This is a genomic window from Leisingera sp. ABM4_060 (assembly GCF_056158765.1).
The window spans coordinates 626,674-643,445 of the sequence record NZ_JBSWTX010000001.1 but is presented as its reverse complement, the minus strand read 5'-3'; the positions used below and the strand labels follow the sequence as shown (position 1 = coordinate 643,445).

15 protein-coding genes and 1 pseudogene are annotated in these 16,772 nt (G+C 55.5%); 8 read left to right on the top strand and 8 right to left on the bottom strand.

Features of this window, described 5'->3' with window-relative positions:
* The first annotated feature begins 9 nt into the window (after positions 1 to 9).
* The gene (gene queF, locus ACXAEH_RS03210) at positions 10 to 474 is read left to right on the top strand and encodes a preQ(1) synthase (RefSeq protein ID WP_226429056.1); all 465 of its coding nucleotides are present in this window, start codon (positions 10 to 12) and stop codon (positions 472 to 474) included.
* Between the two features lie 198 nt (positions 475 to 672).
* Entirely contained in the window at positions 673 to 918 is a 246-nt protein-coding gene (locus ACXAEH_RS03205; protein WP_475031045.1) for a hypothetical protein, read from the top strand.
* A 394-nt stretch (positions 919 to 1,312) separates the two neighbouring features.
* On the opposite strand, the gene ACXAEH_RS03200 is transcribed toward ACXAEH_RS03205, so the two are convergent.
* A complete protein-coding gene (locus tag ACXAEH_RS03200) occupies positions 1,313 to 3,232 on the bottom strand; it encodes a calcium-binding protein (RefSeq protein ID WP_475031044.1) in 1,920 nt (639 codons plus the stop codon).
* Positions 3,233 to 3,568: 336 nt separating this feature from the next.
* Between ACXAEH_RS03200 and ACXAEH_RS03195 the strand changes: the two genes are divergently transcribed.
* The 4 genes from ACXAEH_RS03195 to ACXAEH_RS03180 all read left to right on the top strand — a co-directional run bounded on the left by ACXAEH_RS03195 (position 3,569) and on the right by ACXAEH_RS03180 (position 9,619).
* On the top strand, positions 3,569 to 4,915 hold the full coding sequence (locus ACXAEH_RS03195; protein ID WP_475031043.1) for an AAA family ATPase: 1,347 nt from the start codon (positions 3,569 to 3,571) through the stop codon (positions 4,913 to 4,915).
* Entirely contained in the window at positions 4,881 to 5,654 is a 774-nt protein-coding gene (locus ACXAEH_RS03190) for an HNH endonuclease (RefSeq protein ID WP_475031042.1), read from the top strand. Before ACXAEH_RS03195 ends, ACXAEH_RS03190 begins: the two co-directional genes overlap by 35 nt.
* Before the next feature lie 123 nt (positions 5,655 to 5,777).
* Positions 5,778 to 6,950 (top strand): IS5 family transposase, encoded by a 1,173-nt coding sequence (locus ACXAEH_RS03185; RefSeq protein ID WP_475030626.1) that lies wholly within the window; start codon positions 5,778 to 5,780, stop codon positions 6,948 to 6,950.
* Between the two features lie 905 nt (positions 6,951 to 7,855).
* The gene (locus ACXAEH_RS03180) at positions 7,856 to 9,619 is read left to right on the top strand and encodes a calcium-binding protein (RefSeq protein ID WP_475031041.1); all 1,764 of its coding nucleotides are present in this window, start codon (positions 7,856 to 7,858) and stop codon (positions 9,617 to 9,619) included.
* Between the two features lie 208 nt (positions 9,620 to 9,827).
* On the opposite strand, the gene ACXAEH_RS03175 is transcribed toward ACXAEH_RS03180, so the two are convergent.
* Both ACXAEH_RS03175 and ACXAEH_RS03170 read right to left on the bottom strand, forming a co-directional pair.
* The gene (locus tag ACXAEH_RS03175) at positions 9,828 to 11,000 is read right to left on the bottom strand and encodes an IS5 family transposase (protein ID WP_475030626.1); all 1,173 of its coding nucleotides are present in this window, start codon (positions 10,998 to 11,000) and stop codon (positions 9,828 to 9,830) included.
* Between the two features lie 131 nt (positions 11,001 to 11,131).
* Positions 11,132 to 11,246: pseudogene (locus tag ACXAEH_RS03170) on the bottom strand (DMT family transporter); the annotation flags it as partial.
* Positions 11,247 to 11,760: 514 nt separating this feature from the next.
* Here ACXAEH_RS03170 and ACXAEH_RS03165 point away from each other — a divergent pair.
* The gene (locus tag ACXAEH_RS03165; RefSeq protein WP_475031040.1) at positions 11,761 to 12,327 is read left to right on the top strand and encodes a hypothetical protein; all 567 of its coding nucleotides are present in this window, start codon (positions 11,761 to 11,763) and stop codon (positions 12,325 to 12,327) included.
* Positions 12,328 to 12,367: 40 nt separating this feature from the next.
* Positions 12,368 to 13,033, top strand: coding sequence for a hypothetical protein (locus ACXAEH_RS03160; RefSeq protein WP_475031039.1), 666 nt, complete (start codon positions 12,368 to 12,370; stop codon positions 13,031 to 13,033).
* 100 nt (positions 13,034 to 13,133) lie between these two features.
* Here the strand turns inward: ACXAEH_RS03160 and lysC are convergent, their stop codons facing one another.
* From lysC to ACXAEH_RS03135, 5 genes are all read right to left on the bottom strand, one after another.
* Complete coding sequence (gene lysC, locus ACXAEH_RS03155; RefSeq protein ID WP_475031038.1) at positions 13,134 to 13,373, bottom strand: Rz1-like lysis system protein LysC; 240 nt, start codon at positions 13,371 to 13,373, stop codon at positions 13,134 to 13,136.
* Between the two features lie 161 nt (positions 13,374 to 13,534).
* A protein-coding gene (locus ACXAEH_RS03150) for an IS3 family transposase (RefSeq protein ID WP_475031037.1) occupies positions 13,535 to 14,886 on the bottom strand; the annotation gives its coding sequence in 2 pieces (ribosomal slippage) (positions 13,535 to 14,550 and positions 14,550 to 14,886; 1,353 coding nt in all).
* Between the two features lie 78 nt (positions 14,887 to 14,964).
* Positions 14,965 to 15,783, bottom strand: coding sequence for a terminase large subunit domain-containing protein (locus ACXAEH_RS03145; RefSeq protein ID WP_475031036.1), 819 nt, complete (start codon positions 15,781 to 15,783; stop codon positions 14,965 to 14,967).
* The gene (locus tag ACXAEH_RS03140; protein ID WP_475031035.1) at positions 15,783 to 16,265 is read right to left on the bottom strand and encodes a resolvase; all 483 of its coding nucleotides are present in this window, start codon (positions 16,263 to 16,265) and stop codon (positions 15,783 to 15,785) included. The genes ACXAEH_RS03145 and ACXAEH_RS03140 overlap by 1 nt, the downstream gene beginning before the upstream one ends.
* A gap of 74 nt (positions 16,266 to 16,339) precedes the next feature.
* A complete protein-coding gene (locus tag ACXAEH_RS03135) occupies positions 16,340 to 16,699 on the bottom strand; it encodes an HNH endonuclease (protein ID WP_475031034.1) in 360 nt (119 codons plus the stop codon).
* Between the last annotated feature and the right edge of the window lie 73 nt (positions 16,700 to 16,772).

The following is a 16,772-nucleotide window of genomic DNA, read 5'->3' as shown; positions in this document are numbered from 1 at the left end:
AACCCTGACATGTCCGACAGCATCTACAGCAACCTGAAGCAACTGGGCGGCGATACCATCGTGCCGCAAAGCCCCGAACAGGCGGAACTGGAGCGGGTGCAGAACCCGCAGGCCGACGTGGCCTACAACGTGCGCTTCACCGCGCCGGAGTTCACTTCGCTCTGCCCGATGACGGGGCAACCGGATTTTGCCCATCTGGTGATCGACTATGTGCCGGGTGAGTGGCTGGTGGAAAGCAAATCGCTGAAACTGTTTCTCACCTCTTTCCGCAACCACGGCGCCTTCCACGAGGATTGCACCGTCTCCATCGCCCGCCGCCTGGCGGATTTCCTGGAGCCGCAATGGCTGCGCATCGGCGGTTACTGGTACCCGCGCGGCGGTATTCCAATTGACGTGTTCTGGCAGACCGGCCCAATGCCCGAAGGCGTCTGGATCCCCGATCAAGGCGTACCGCCCTACCGCGGCCGCGGCTGACGCGCCACAGCCGCAGGTTATCGCAGGCAGCCCGGCAGTATCCCTGCCGGGCTGTTGCATATCAAAGGAAGCCCGCGGCCGCAGGCTGCAAAACTCCTCCGGCGCAGCCGCGCTCTTAAGCATATCAGCAGGTTTCTGTTGCCGCCAGGCGGGCCCGGCCCCTAGGCTTGCGCTCAATTGCCCAGGGGAGTTTCAGGTTTGAGCGACACAGTCATCTATTTCGACGGATGCACCACCTATGGTCATGCTGGCGGCACCGTTCAGGTCGAATTGCAAACAAATATGCTTGACCCGATGCCCAGCGGCGGCGTCGAGGTGCGAAGCGAAGTGACCGCCCGCCTCAGATGCAGTGCCGCCGGAGCCCAGCAGCTGATCGAAGCCCTGCAACGCGCAGTCGCCATGGTGAACGAGCCCTCGTCCGGCACGGATCCGGTCAAGAACTGACACTTGCGGCTGCCTGGGCAGCCCTGGGCCAGATCATGGGAAGTCAATGGTGCGGACGGCGGGACTCGAACCCGCACGGCCATAAGGCCAGGAGATTTTAAGTGTCGAAGGTATTCTTTGATATCAGACTGTTGGTGACTCTAGAAACATAGTACCGGTGCCTCGAAGTAGGTGCTGGTACTTCACCCTCGAACTCGACTAGTCGCGGGACGGAGTTGCCTTTCGCTGCACATGCAGCCTGGAACCCCTGCGTGTCCGCTTCGTGCGCATACTGACGCAAGTAAACGCTTTGCTTTCAAGATGCACTCTAGAAGGGACTGGGGGGAATTCGTTCCCTCTCCATCTATTCAGATGATCCCTGCGGACGCCCGCCTCAGGCGCCCGCAGATCTGCATCAGAACAATGTGATATCGTTCTGGATGCTTTCCACGCTGGTCACATTCTGACCCATGATCGTCAAGGTGTCGCCGGAATCAAAAGTGAAAACGACAGCGCCATTTTCAAAAACGGCCTTTTCAAGAGCTTCGGAATGACTTGAGATATCCAGATCCAACTCTGAAAGTTTCAGGGTGTCGCTGCCATCCCCAAAGTCCGTGATGGTATCGTTGCCAGCTGCGAAGATGAACGTGTCGGCGCCGTCGCCACCGGTCAACTCGTCGCTGCCCTCACCGCCGTCCAGCGTGTCTTCTTTGGTTCTAAGAAGCGTATTGTCCATGCTGCCGCCGAACAGCTTGTCATCGTCTTTGCCGCCGATCAGAACGTCGGTTCCCACTCCGCCGATCAGCGTGTCGCTGCCGTTGCCGCCATCCAGGGTGTCTCCCCATTCGCCACCCATCAGCAGGTCGCTACCGTTGCCGCCATAGAGCTCGTCACTGAGCTGCCCGCCCTCCAGCGTATCGTTGCCAGCATTGCCGATCAGAGTGTCATGGCCCACACCGCCGATGAACCAATCGTTCCCTGACGCCCCCCCGGAAATTGCATCCCCCTGATCGGAGCCGATGACCGTGGCACCGTTAATGCCCTCAACCGTGATATCGGCCTGTACCGAGGTTAACCCCCTCTTGAAGATCACGCCGGAAAAATCATAGGTGCCATTTCCTTGGACAAAAAACGCCTCCTTGTTTGTATCAATGATTTCGATCCCATCGAAATCATTGGCAGGACCTCCATTGGCCGAAGTTCCGGACCCGATGGTGAGATTATCGCCAGCATCAATAATGAATTTCAGCGTATCAATCCCTTCACCGCCATCGATCACATCCTCAAAGATAAGGTCATCTGCGGTTCTATGAATGATCGTATCTTCGCCATCACCGCCGAGAACGGTGTCGATACCCTTGCCGCCATCCAATTCGTCAGCTTTGGTTCCCCCATCCAGAGAATCATTGTCTTTGCCGCCGATCAAAACGTCGGTTCCCACCCCGCCGATCAGCGTGTCACTGCCATTGCCGCCATCCAGGGTGTCTCCCCATTCGTCACCCATCAGCAGGTCGTTACCGTTGCCGCCATAGAGCTCGTCACTGAGCTGCCCGCCCTCCAGCGTATCGTTGCCAGCATTGCCGATTAGAGTGTCATGGCCCAGACCGCCGATGAACCAGTCGGCCCCTGAAGATCCGCCGGTAATCGCGTCCCCCTGATCGGACCCGGTGACTGTGGCACCGTCATTACCGGTAACCGTGATATCGGCCTTTACCGAGGTTAACCCCTTCTTGAAGACCACGCCGGAAAAATCATAGGTGCCATTCTCCTGGACCAAAAATGCCTCGTTGTTTGTATCGAAGAATTCGATCCCATCGAAATCAATGGCTGGGCCTCCATTGGCAGAGATTCCAGCCCCGATGGTGAGATTGTCGCCAGCATCTATAATGAACTTCAGCGTATCAATCCCTTCACCGCCATCGACCACATCCTCAAAGATCAAGTCATCTGCAGTTCTGTGAATGATCGTGTCTTCGCCATCGCCACCCATAATGGTGTCGACGCCCTTGCCTCCATCCAATTCGTCAGTTCCGATGCCGCCGTCCAGAAGGTCATCGTTGTTGCCGCCATTCAGCGTATCGGCCCCTTTGCCGCCCAGGAGGGTGTCATTACCTGCTTCGCCTTCCAGTAGATCTGAGCCGTTGTCGCCAAGCAGATTGTCCGTTCCTGCGCCGCCATAGAGTTGGTCGCTCCCGCCGCCGCCTTCCAGCTGATCGGCACCTTCAAGTCCGAAAAGCGTGTCTTTTCCACCAAGTCCTTGGAGAGTGTCCCCTCCCGTGCCGCCAGTGAGATAATCCGCACCGCCAGTGCCTTGCTGCACATTTCCAGTCGTCATAATGAGTCTCCAATCAAAAACATGACGAGTCCCACTAAGTTTAGGTTAAGAATTGATTAACCGGCTGCCAGATGCCTAGGCAGCATTCAACCAGGCGCACAGCATTAAGCCTATCGCGGTTTGATGGTGCTGAGCGTTGAAGCCTGAAAAGCAGTAGCCTCAATGAAATGCTCCGCGCTCCTTTGTTAGACGCTCCACAATGCCGCCGCAGCCCTTGTAGGCGACCATAGTCTATGGTCGGGACAAAGTAGCCGTTCGCTGCAAACAACGTCCTGATCGTGCCCTACGACCGCCTTGCGCAATATGCGGACTAGGCAATGGGGAGTTGACTGGTCAATGCAACGATTGGACGCATCTAAATACCGCTGGAGTACAGTAAAACAAAGAGTAACTGTTTGCTCTCACCGTTTAAATCATGCAACCTCTGGTCAGCCCAAACGATCCCCAAGCAAGGACAAAGCTTTGTCAAACTCAAGATTGAGAGTAAAAGAATTAAACTTAACAAACATCGGTCCATTCCCAGAGTTAAATATTAGCTTCAACGGCAACTCTGGCATTAATTTAATATGCGGAGATAATGGTGTCGGGAAAACGACTGTACTTGAAGCGATTACCGCATCATTCAGCATTGGAAGTAATCACCGATTGAAACGCCGGCAATCCGCTGTGCATGGATTGTTGAACCTGAAGTTTCAAGTGGACAGAGTGGAAAGAAACGTCAACTTCCAAATAAACGAACTGGATCCGAAATCGGGTGAGTTTATTAACTCGAGAATGCCGGAGGCTGTTAACTTAATTCACATAAGAGCTTCACGCGATCTTCAATACTTTCAACAGCAATCGATAAGTCGCGACCCAGACTTTGATTTGAATAATTTCAGCAAGCGTGTAACCTCGGACCCTTCGCCAAATGAAGTCAAGACTTGGTTAACGAACAGATATCTTTTGGCGCCTCACGCGAGCAAGAGTAGCTGGACGCCGCAAATGCTCGAGAACTTGGAAACAGCAAAGAAGTTCTTCGAATTATTAGATCCGAATGTTGCATTGGACCAAGTGGATGTAACTTCATTCGAAGTAATGGTGTCTACACCGAACGGCGTCATTCCATTTGAACTTATGTCTTCTGGCTTCCGCTCAACATACTTTCTACTTCTGAGCATATTAAAAGAAATTGAATTTCGAAAACTGGATGTATCAGCTAGTGAATTTTCTGGCCTTATACTAATCGACGAGATAGATCTACACCTTCATCCTACGTGGCAGCAAGAAATTGGACGTGTGCTCACTTCAGCTTTTCCAGATGCTCAAATTATCGCAACAACACACAGTCCGCATGTAATTCAAACCACTGATGCTAATGATGTAATTTCACTCAGGAGAAATCAAGACGGAAAAGTGGAACTTAAATCAATTCCAACTAGCAAGTATGGATACCTTGGGTGGACCGTTGAGGAAATATTAGAAGAAGTGATGGGTGTAGAAAATACAAGAACCATTCCCTTTCGCAAAGCTATGCGTGAATTTGACGAGGCCTTGGATCTTGAAAACTCTGAGAAGGTAAACGAAGCATTATCTACATTAAGAGAAATGCTTCACGCTCGAAACCCAATTAGAAAATTGCTGGAAATACAATCGGCTCCATTTGCCTTTGATCAAAGATCAGGTGGGTCGTTCGGTGATTAAGTTATCGCGCGGAGAGAAGCCAGATTTCCTGAGTGAACAAACAGTCCAAGACTTGACTAATCGCTTTAAGGAAACAGGAAAATCAGTCTGGAACACAAAGAGCATCAAGCTTCCTCTTCTCGAAAGTTCTGGCAATAAGTGCGCTTATTGTGAGACGAATATTAGTGAAGAGTCGAAATACATGGAGGTCGAACACTTCAGGTGCAAGGATCAGTTTCCGGATCGAGTCGTTGAATGGGAGAACCTCCTACCTTCATGCAAGCGATGCAACGGTCGTAAGGGTTCTTACAACGTTGACACAGATGGAGAGATTGTCAATCCGTATGATACCACCCCTGCCGACCACATGTACTTTCAGAACTATAGATTGCGTTGGCGTGATGAAATAGGCCGAAGAACCATAATTGATGCTCTGTATCTCAATGACTCCGAGAGATTGGTGAGTGTTAGAATGAATTTGGGTGAATCTGTCTGCACGGCTCTAGAGACAATTCGTAGCGATCTCGAAGACTACCAAAATGGCGACGCAACTGTTCGCAAATGGGCGAAAATTGTTCGAGGAACAGAAAGATTGCTGCAAGTAGCACAACCTGGGTCAGATTTCAGCGCGCTGGTCGCGACAGTTTTGCTCACAGACCCTGACTATTTATGGATTCGTGAAGAGCTCTCAAAGTTCCCAGATTGGGGAAACTTGGCCCAACTTGAGGAGATGGCGAGGAGCCTGATCTTGGTACCGTGATTCTGCCCTTCTATTTTTGAACCGAGGAACGGCTTTCCCCTAACAGGCTGCTGAAGAAGTCGGCTCTCGACGCGGCCTGAGGAACATGATTCACCCTCAGCACAATTTCGGCGGGGGTTGGTGATGCGCGGGACGGACGAAGCGAGCGGATCGCTTTTCAGCTATGTCGATCTGGAAGAGCGCATCCCAGCACGGCACCCTCTCCGCAAGATCAGGCAGGTGGTCAACGACGCGCTGGCCAGTCTGGATGCCGATTTCGAGGCGGTCTACACCGATTTCGGCCGCCCCTCGATCCCGCCGGAACGGCTGATCCGGGCCAGCCTGCTGCAGATCCTGTTCTCAATCCGCTCCGAGCGGCAGTTGATGGAACAGATGCAGTATAATCTGCTGTTCCGCTGGTTCGTGGGCCTCGGGATCGACGATCCGGTATGGGTGCCGACGGTGTTCACCAAGAACCGCGACCGGCTGCTGACGGCCGACATGTCGCGCAAGGTGATGGCGGCTATCCTGGCGCATCGCGAGGTCGCGCCGCTCCTGTCGGACGACCACTTCTCGGTCGATGGCACGCTCATAAAGGCCTGGGCATCGATGAAGAGTTTCCAGCCGAAGTCGGCGGGCACGCCGCCCGGCGATGATAGGCCGGATGACCCGCCCGCGACATCCATTGCCCCTGCCGCACAACCCGCCCAGACCGAACCCGAGACCGCTCCAATGCCCCGCTACAGCCGCCGCACCCGAAATCCCGAGGTCAACTTCAAGGGCGAGAAGCGTTCGAATGCGACCCATGCCTCGGTCACCGACCCGGACGCACGGCTCTATAAGAAATCCCCTGGCACAGGTGCGGTGCTGTGCTTCATGGGGCATGCGCTGATGGAGAACCGGCACGGGCTGGTTGTGCAAGGCGACCTAACCCACGCTGACGGCCGCGCCGAGCGAAAGGCTGCGCTGGACATGCTGCACCGCCACTCCCCCGGATCGACCCGGCGGCTGACCTTGGGAGCCGACAAGGGATACGATGCGGCCGAATTCGTCGCAGATCTCCGCCAGGCCTGCGTCACCCCGCACGTCGCCAGGAAGGCGCGGCATTCAGCAATCGACGGTCGCACAACCCGGCACAAAGGCTATGCCCTGTCCCAGAAGCACCGCAAACGGATCGAGGAGGCGTTTGGCTGGGCCAAGACCGTTGGCGGCATGTCCCAGACCGTCTATCGCGGCGCCGAACGGGTGCAGTCGCGCTTCATCCTGACGCTCGCAGCCGGAAATCTCGCCCGGCTGCCCCGGTTGCTGGCGGAATGAGGCTGGAGGGGGGGACGCAGGCCTGCTTCCAGCCACCCAATCCGGAAGACCGATGAGAGAACTCATTCCACCACGGAGAACAGCGTCCCACTGGCCTGACTAATTCAGCGGCCTGCTAATTCTAGCTTTCGCGCGGAGGGCCTGCTTCTTGCCCTGTTGTGGGCAAGAGCTATGTCTGCTTTGTGCTGTTCGCGCCATGCTGCGAGGGCGAAGGATTAGCAGGCGACCAGAGTCCGCTTAGGGCTCGGAGCGGCGGTTGCGCTTTCGCAATAGGCGAGTAAGCTGCGTTCAACAAAGGAGCAAGGCATGGCGAGGGAGAAGCCAGTTCGAGAACGTGCAGCTCGTGCACTCTGCGAGTTCGAGGGGTATCCGCCAGATATCACCATGGACGGAGCCCCAATGTGGGTTTCTTATTTGCCGGAGGTGGACGTCGTGCTTCGGGCGGCTTTGGGTGATGAGGTTTTGACGGCTATGAGGGCCGTAGATGAGAAACCAGAGTAGAAGGGCTCCTCAAGCCAACTGAAGAACGAACAGGTGGCCAAGCGCCGCAAGAAACTTAGCTAAGGAAATGGTTATGAAGAGGCCAACGGGCATTCACCGCACAAAGCGCCCATTCGATGTCGAAGATGACGTTCGGGTCGATGACAGCGGTATGGGGTACGACATTCCGGAATCTCGCTACCGGGCAAATCGTTATGAGCCACCAATTGAAAGTTTGCCCTGGCAGGCAGCAAAAGACGTCGAATAAATTGGTATATACTGTCCGAGGTCCGGAGCAGGCCATCTGTACGCTCCGTTGAGGCCGGACTTTCTGCTGCAACTGAAGGTGGGTTGCAGTAGTGTGGATTTGTGTGTCAGGTTGTGTAAATTTTTGGATTTGTCTAAAAGATTTTACGGAGGCTCAGATGGCCAGCAGGCTAGTCGACAACGGTGTCCTTGGGTATCAGCTATTAATTGAGGAAGGCGACACTGGCACAACCATCACCCTGCCTGTCAGTACGCAGAATTCCCACTCAGTGCAGGTCCTTATCGACACCTTTTCCAGCTCCCCGTACCGGTTGGGGCAGGAAATTCAGGTTAGCGCCGAAATCTCCCGCTTAGGCGTTAAGGGCGAAACTTACTCCTCCGCGCAGGACGACACATTTGAAGAGATCTTTCAAATATCTGTAACTGGCTGGAGCGCGGACAGTATCACGCTTCAGGTCACCTATCCCGAAGATCTTATTATCTCTGACGAGATCGGTGGGTATCTCAATTTCGGCTTCAACCTCAATATCGAGCGTTCGCTTGAGTTCCGAGGCCTAGTGGGTTTTTCCGACGGGCAGCCAGTTTATATGTGGCTGCCTACGGACCCGTTGACTTATAGCAGAAACGTGTCTGTCGAGGTGAAGCTCGAGGACAATGACAAGTTTGGCGGCAGCGGCTGGCCTGCAGTGCAGCAGGATTTCTATGAGCGGTACATGAAGTTCAAGCCGCAACTGGATCTCCTGGAGCGCCTGTCCCGTGACATCCGGCTCCTGAATGACCTCGCGGTGGAACAGAAGGAAAAAACCGGAGCGGCATGGACAAAAGCTTCGTATGATATTCTGGAAGTTGTTACCGGCATTACCGGCGAGATGATTGAGAACGCCCTGGAAGCGACCGGGCGGCAGAAGACCAGCCGGGCGGAAGCCAGAGTGCTTGAGAAATTCCTGCGGTCTGACCGTTCCTCTTCGGAAAAACTGGTGGATGCGGTGAAGTCGCTGAAGGAGGATCTTGAGGATCTGCCTTTGCATGGGGCTTTGGGAAGGCTGGCCAAAATTCTCAACCCGGTCGAACGTTTGGTTGACATCTATGATGTCGCGACTGCTTTGGTCGACCCGGTAAGCGAGACCTTGTCATTGCGCTACCTGAAACGAGAACTGGCTGCAGCGCAGAACGAAATCGACACGCTTTTTCAGGATCCTGACTTCGCCAGGGAAACGGTTGAACTTTTCAACTTCTTTTCAGAATACGGCGATGACGCAGTGAAGGATGTGGATCTGATCCGCAATCCGTTCATCGGGACTGGCTTTGAGGAATATCACGAACTGCGGGTCGGGACGTCGGTGTCAGGCGGCGGTGTGAAGTTTACCGATACGCTCAAGGTCAAGAACCCTCCTGGAGCGGATAAGGCCGACTTTTCAGAGGTAAAGGCCGATATGGATGTCCGGCTGGGCAGCGGCCGGGATCAGATCGCCACGGGCAGCGGCGCTGATGTGGTTAAAACGGGTAGCGGCAATGACACTGTCTATGCAGGAAGTGGGAATGATCTGGTGCGGGCCGGTGAAGGCCGCGACCACAGCTGGGGCGGGGGCGGCAACGACACGCTGATGGGGCAGAAAGGCAATGACCGCCTGTACGCCGGGGCAGGCCGCGACACATTGGAGGGTGGCAAAGGCAATGACACCCTGAAGGGCGGCAGTGGCCGGGATACTTTCATCTTCGCAAAGGGAGATGGCAACGATCTGATAGAAGACTTCTCAACTGAGTCAGACTTTATTCTGATCAGGCGCGGCGCCTCAGAATTCGATGATCTCAAGTTCAAAGCCGTAAAGGGAGATGTCGTGATTTCTTTCAGGAATGTTGAAATCCGGATAAATGACTCTGAGCTGGATGACGTCAGGGACGCAGACAATTTCCTGTTCTAAGCGGATTGGGGTTACTCTATCTGGGTGATCCAGTCTCCAAAGGCCATCTTCGAACAACCTGCGGCGCGGGTTAGTGTCAGCGAACTGACCTAGCAGGCCGCTGAATTAGTCAGGCCAGTGGGACGCTGTTCTCCGTGGTGGAATGAGTTCTCTCATCGGTCTTCCGGATTGGGTGGCTGGAAGCAGGCCTGCGTCCCCCCCTCCAGCCTCATTCCGCCAGCAACCGGGGCAGCCGGGCGAGATTTCCGGCTGCGAGCGTCAGGATGAAGCGCGACTGCACCCGTTCGGCGCCGCGATAGACGGTCTGGGACATGCCGCCAACGGTCTTGGCCCAGCCAAACGCCTCCTCGATCCGTTTGCGGTGCTTCTGGGACAGGGCATAGCCTTTGTGCCGGGTTGTGCGACCGTCGATTGCTGAATGCCGCGCCTTCCTGGCGACGTGCGGGGTGACGCAGGCCTGGCGGAGATCTGCGACGAATTCGGCCGCATCGTATCCCTTGTCGGCTCCCAAGGTCAGCCGCCGGGTCGATCCGGGGGAGTGGCGGTGCAGCATGTCCAGCGCAGCCTTTCGCTCGGCGCGGCCGTCAGCGTGGGTTAGGTCGCCTTGCACAACCAGCCCGTGCCGGTTCTCCATCAGCGCATGCCCCATGAAGCACAGCACCGCACCTGTGCCAGGGGATTTCTTATAGAGCCGTGCGTCCGGGTCGGTGACCGAGGCATGGGTCGCATTCGAACGCTTCTCGCCCTTGAAGTTGACCTCGGGATTTCGGGTGCGGCGGCTGTAGCGGGGCATTGGAGCGGTCTCGGGTTCGGTCTGGGCGGGTTGTGCGGCAGGGGCAATGGATGTCGCGGGCGGGTCATCCGGCCTATCATCGCCGGGCGGCGTGCCCGCCGACTTCGGCTGGAAACTCTTCATCGATGCCCAGGCCTTTATGAGCGTGCCATCGACCGAGAAGTGGTCGTCCGACAGGAGCGGCGCGACCTCGCGATGCGCCAGGATAGCCGCCATCACCTTGCGCGACATGTCGGCCGTCAGCAGCCGGTCGCGGTTCTTGGTGAACACCGTCGGCACCCATACCGGATCGTCGATCCCGAGGCCCACGAACCAGCGGAACAGCAGATTATACTGCATCTGTTCCATCAACTGCCGCTCGGAGCGGATTGAGAACAGGATCTGCAGCAGGCTGGCCCGGATCAGCCGTTCCGGCGGGATCGAGGGGCGGCCGAAATCGGTGTAGACCGCCTCGAAATCGGCATCCAGACTGGCCAGCGCGTCGTTGACCACCTGCCTGATCTTGCGGAGAGGGTGCCGTGCTGGGATGCGCTCTTCCAGATCGACATAGCTGAAAAGCGATCCGCTCGCTTCGTCCGTCCCGCGCATCACCAACCCCCGCCGAAATTGTGCTGAGGGTGAATCATGTTCCTCAGGCCGCGTCGAGAGCCGACTTCTTCAGCAGCCTGCTAGGCACCAAGCTATCCGAAATGATCAATGACAGCAGCTGAGACCAGCTAGCCAATCAGCACGACAAACAGCGTTTCTGACGCCGAAATGAGGTGCCTCACAGGGGATCGACAGAACGTAGAAGGCTACCAGAACGTCGGCCAGCAAAAGGTGTTTGACGGCTGCGCCGAACAGGTTTGCATCGGAGATAGAGCCGTCTCCGTCCGCTTGACCGCTGCCGACTGCCGTGGTGGTGATTGCCACCGAAGAAGCTGAATCGGTGTCGATTGCTGACCCGTCCGGGCCGTGGATTTTCTCGCTGGTAGCCCCCTTTGCTGGATTTCGGCAACCGGATCCGAGCCGTTGATTACGCCCCCTCCGGACGCGTCTTTTTTTGAATCCGCTAACAGGCAGCCCTACTTGACGGTACAACCCGTTGGGAAAGCGACAGATAGTTAAAGTTTCCCTAACTTGATGATCGCTTCAGTAACAGAAACTTCAACAATCGGGAGTACACCTTTAGGCGTAAATTTGCCCGTGAAACTATACGTATGCTGCATCGAAACTCTTCGCTCGTCAGCTACTATTCTTGACAGAACAGTCGAAACGGTTACCTATGGTGCTTAAATTTTCTAAATATTTCTCGCGCCCTCCATCGCCTGAGGATGGACAGCGCAGTCCACGCCGGGAAGCACAACTGATGTCCGAAGTTGATGAGGTTCTTTCGAACAAGACTCAGCCTTCGCCTGTTTCTGATGACCACACCTTTGAAAAGGCTGTGACTCAGGCAAGAATTAGCCATTCAACCCACACCCTTACGAACAGATCAATCCTTCACGCCCAGCATGTTGTGAAAGAGTTGTTACAGCTGGCTCTTGATCAGAAGGCTGATGTGTTTGTCAGTTCAGGGAGCCTGAACTCTGATTGTTTTACTGGGGATGTGCTAAGCCTCGGGGATAGATTGATCGCGCGAGGTCAGAGAATTCTTGCAGTTGTTGAGGAGACGAACCCAGAGAAATTGCGACAAAACTTGTTCGCAAAGTTGATCGCGTGCCAACCTGAAAAGTCACTTTTTGCGCCTGCCCCCGGCACAGACACTGAGCATTTCTCACACTTCATAGTAGTTGACGGTCACGGTTTCCGTTTCGAAACAGACCATCAACTCGCGAAGGCCGTTTTGTCCTTTAACCAACCCGACATTGCTGAAGATCTGAAATCCGAGTTTAATTACTATCTTTCGCTTTGCCATCCGATCCACTTAGAGTAGACCTACACTACTCGACGACAATTAAAGTTCTCCGCAAGCAATGCCGATTCAGTTTTCTGACGTCTCCCAGTTGTGCTCGCTTGGCCTTGCCGTCGCGGCACTAGGTATTGGCGTTGATTCCGTGATGGTTCCCCGCTTGGAAAAGTTGCGGGACAGCGCCCTGGCTCAGGCCAAAAAGGTCTGTGAATCTCAGGACCTCTACGATCGCATTTCACGGGCCAGAAAAGATGCAGAAAGTGAGAGGGACGGAAGATCTATTGAAAAGAGTCTCTCTAACTTCGATATTCTCGAGGGCCTGCGTGATGACCTCGCAGAACGTAAATTCTTTCAAGAGCTCTCATCAGGTGTTTTCTTCGGCGGGTCTATAGTCCGCTCTCTTTTGGCCACAATGATAGCATTTGTCGTTGTGCTCATCTTTGCTGTTTTGGGTGAACTGCAGGCTCCTGCTTCGGTCACCGCAAACAAGGCCGGAATTTTAACTTTTGAAGTCATGGCTTGGTCCATCATCGCCGCAGCTAAATTCAAGACGCAAAACCTTGCGTTGCTCACGACTTCAATAATAACCTACCAAGCCTTCTCTCTCAGCTGGTACACGAAAAAGTGGAGGAAGCAGCTCAGCGAACTCAACCAGAAAAACCAAACTATAAGCGAGATCGTGGGCAAGCTGGAAATCTACCAGAATTTGAAGCTTCCGGTTGGAAAGTGACTGCTCCGGAGCTTTAGCATTTGGCTTCCAGTTTGGGTGCGATGACTCTGGAGAGCAACTTTCTGATCCTACTTTTTTCAGAAGTGTTTAACCGGACTGCCTAGCCTGACTTGGATTGCAGGTCTGCGATTCTACGAATCTTATCAGCGTTGCATTTGGCCGTTGCTTTCCATTTCAGAGCCAATTCAGAAAACCCTCCCACTGTAGGTGGCCCCTTCACCGGCTCTCGGCATGGCGTGGTCAGATCCGGCGGAATAACGGGCTCGACAAAGACCGGTTCCGGCCGCAGCCACTCACATCCGGTCAAACACGTCGCGCAGGAAAGGAGAAAGAGGCGCATTGTAGCCCTCCTGTTGCCGCAGTCGGCTCAGCTCGGCATCCAGGCTTTGCTGCTCCTCCCGCATACGTTTCAAGTGGGCATTGTGAACTGTCCGTTGTCAGGGATTTTGGGACAGATTGCGGCGTGATCTAAGAGAGGGTCTGGCTCATCTGGTGGTCTGATTATGCTGCGGATTTGCGGTGAAGCAAGCGCCGCGTTTCGATGGTCTTTCGTTTGATCCTTTCTCGTTGTTTTAGAATGGCTTGCCCTCGCCCGAAGTAGACGTCAGCGGGTGTCAGGTTCAGCAGGCTCTCGTGATAACGGTGGTGATTGTAGTGCTCGACGAAGGTGCCGATCTTCTGCCTGAGGTCGCCCGGTAGGTAGTAGTTTTCCAGCAGGACGCGGTTCTTCAAGGTCTGGTGCCACCGCTCGATCTTGCCCTGGGTTTGCGGGTGATATGGCGCACCGCGAACGTGATGCATCTGCTGATCTTCCAGCCAGTCAGCCAACTCGCCAGAGATGTAGCTGGAACCGTTGTCTGATAGCAGCCGTGGCTTGTGCAGAACCTTCGCCTGGTTGCAGCCCGAGGCTTGCAGCGCCAGATCCAGGGTGTCGGTCACGTCGCCCGTCTTCATCGTCGTGCAGAGCTTCCAAGCGATGATGTAGCGGCTGTAATCGTCCAGGATCGTGGATAGGTAGAACCAACCCCAACCGATGACCTTGAGATAGGTGAAGTCAGTCTGCCACAGCTGGTTGGGACGCGTTGTCTTGTCCTGGAACTCGTCTGCCGCCGACAGAACCACGTAAGCCGGGCTGGTGATCAAATCATAGGACTTGAGGATGCGATAGACCGAAGCCTCTGACACAAAATACTTTTCCGTGTCAGTGAAGCGCACGGCCAATTCGCGCGGCGACAGTTCGCTTTCCTTCAGGGCCAAGTCCTTGATCCTCTCCCGGACCGCCTCGGGAATGCGGTTCCAGACCCGTGGCGGCCTGGGGCGGCGGTCCTCAAGCGCCTCAGGGCCGCCAGACAGATACCGGTCATACCAGCGGTAGAAGGTCGCTCTGGGGATGCCCAGTTTGTCCAGCGTGCGTTTGGTTGGCAAATGCGATCCTTCCACCAGCCGGATGATCTCCAGCTTCTCGGATGCGGGGTACCTCATTCGCCATCGCCCCCATCCCCGAGTATGCTTTTTTTCAGAAGGCGCAGTTCCAATGCCTGCTCGGCAACGACCTCTTTAAGATCGCGCGCCTCACTTCGCAGATCCTTGACCTCGCTCGACGTCGCTGCACGCGCCGTGTCGCCCGCCAGGCGCTTCTTCCCAGCCTCGAGGAATTCCTTGGACCAACTGTAATAGAGGCTCTGAGCAATGCCCTCGCGGCGGCACAGCTCAGCAATACTGTCCTCGCCCTTCAGGCCGTCCAGAACGATCCTGATCTTCTCTTCCGCTGAATACTGCTTGCGGGTGGCCCGGCGGATATCCTTGACGACCCTCTCGCCGTGGCTCTGCTTGGTTCCGGGTTTCTGTCTCATCTCCACTCCTTGGCGGTTACGATGTGCCAGAAACCCTCTCTTATCAAATCAGCCTAAACTGTCCCATTGGCGCTGACGTCAGACAGGAAGTTCGTACATCACGGCCAGCATCGGCAGGCGGATCTCGCCGTCCCTCACCGCCCTGGCCGTCTGCAGCTCATTCTCGAATTGCCCGGTTGGCCTCTCTTTCGACTGCGTCGTGATCTGCAGGAAGAAACCCTCGGGCCGGGACTTCAGCCCGCCCCGCAGCTCAATGAAGATCTCCGGCGCCTTGTGCTTGCTGCCCAGAACGTGGGTTTCATCGACCAGGATGTAGCACCCCTTGGAGCCGGTCACGACGTCACCGTCAGCCGACAGGATCATGATAACCGCCTCGGTAACCAGGTGGGTGATCTGTTTCTGATGCGTCTGGACCTTGAACAGCTTGGACAACTGATCATCCAGGGCGATGATGCCTCGCGCAGTCTTGAAGGCGATGCCGGCGATCTTCTGAGTGGGAGCAATCAGCAAGAGCTCGGCCTGCGGCCGCTCATTCATGATCGCCGCCGTTACGATTATCCCGGCCGAGATCGCTGATTTCCCGTTCTTCTTGGGAACCAGCAGGAAGAATTCCCGCAGCATGCGCCGTTTGGTTTCCGGATTATAGCTGCCGAAGATGACCCGAACGAAGTCCAGGACCCAGTCATCGCAGATCTCGCCGAAGGTAGGTGTGCCAGGCAGATCCGGAACCTTCAGCCGTTTGAAGATCCGGAGCGCTTTCTCTGCCACCTCGTCATAGAGCGGCAGCTCCGGAATGAGCGACAGACCTTTCAGGATGCGGTCTTCCCAGTCCGGAACAGCCGTGTTCCATTCCGGGTCGACACCCATCTCTTCCAGGTCGGGCAAAAGATCCAGCATCAGTGAAGACCCGGCTTGAGGTCATCACCCCAGCCATCATCTGAAGAGCCGTCGGCGACATCGCTGGCATCCCTGAGCGCCTGCTCCTTCTTGCCCAGCGGTTTCCTTCGGCCCGGCTTTTCTTGAGCGTCCCGGAGATAAGCAGCGCTCAGCATCAGATCGTTTTTTGCGATCATCTGGTCGAGGAGGCGCTGCGCACCGACATTCCCGTCCGCGGCCTGTTCCATGACCTTTTCAAACCGCCATGCGTTAAGCCGGTCCCGCTGGATGTCACGGCGCTTAAGCTCCGAAAAATAATACCTTTTTAGCGTAGGCACCGAGCAGTGAACGGCGTTTGCAATGCTCTCACTTCCCCATCCCAAAGCCAGTAACATCATGACTTTATTTCGGTTTTTCTGGGTCGGCTCATGTTTGGGCCTCCCTCTTTTTCCGCTGGGAAGCCGTACTGGATCGCCGAACAGGTCGAATTGTTCTTCGGGCAAGAAAAAAATCTCCGCGTGATTGGGGGGCGGGTCTGGCGTCCGGGGCGGTCGGAGGGATTTCCCCCCCTACCCCCCTACGCGAGGCCGCGGCGCTCGAGGCTTTGCTTAGTGCTGGCGTGCCAGGCTTTGCTGACCGACTGCAGGTTGTCTTCATCCCAGAACAGATCCCAGTCGCCGCGGTGCGGGACGATGTGATCGACCTCCGGGCTGTTGGGCTCAGGGTACTTGCCGACCAGGGCAACACCAGTCTGCTGGCAGATGTAGTCGTCGCGTTCCAGGATCTTCAGCCGCAGCTTCTGCCAGCGTGCGGTATTGAGCCAGTTCTTTGACCGGCGATCCAGATCATCACCGTGACCTGATCGTGGTTTACGTTTGAACCGGGAGGGCTCAGCCTTGAGCCTGGATGGCAGACCGCGCCCTTTCAGTACACCCATCTGGATACACAGCTTTCTTAGCTTACCTTGTCGAAGGACAGCAGGTATTCGCCACCCAGTTCGAACTGGTCAA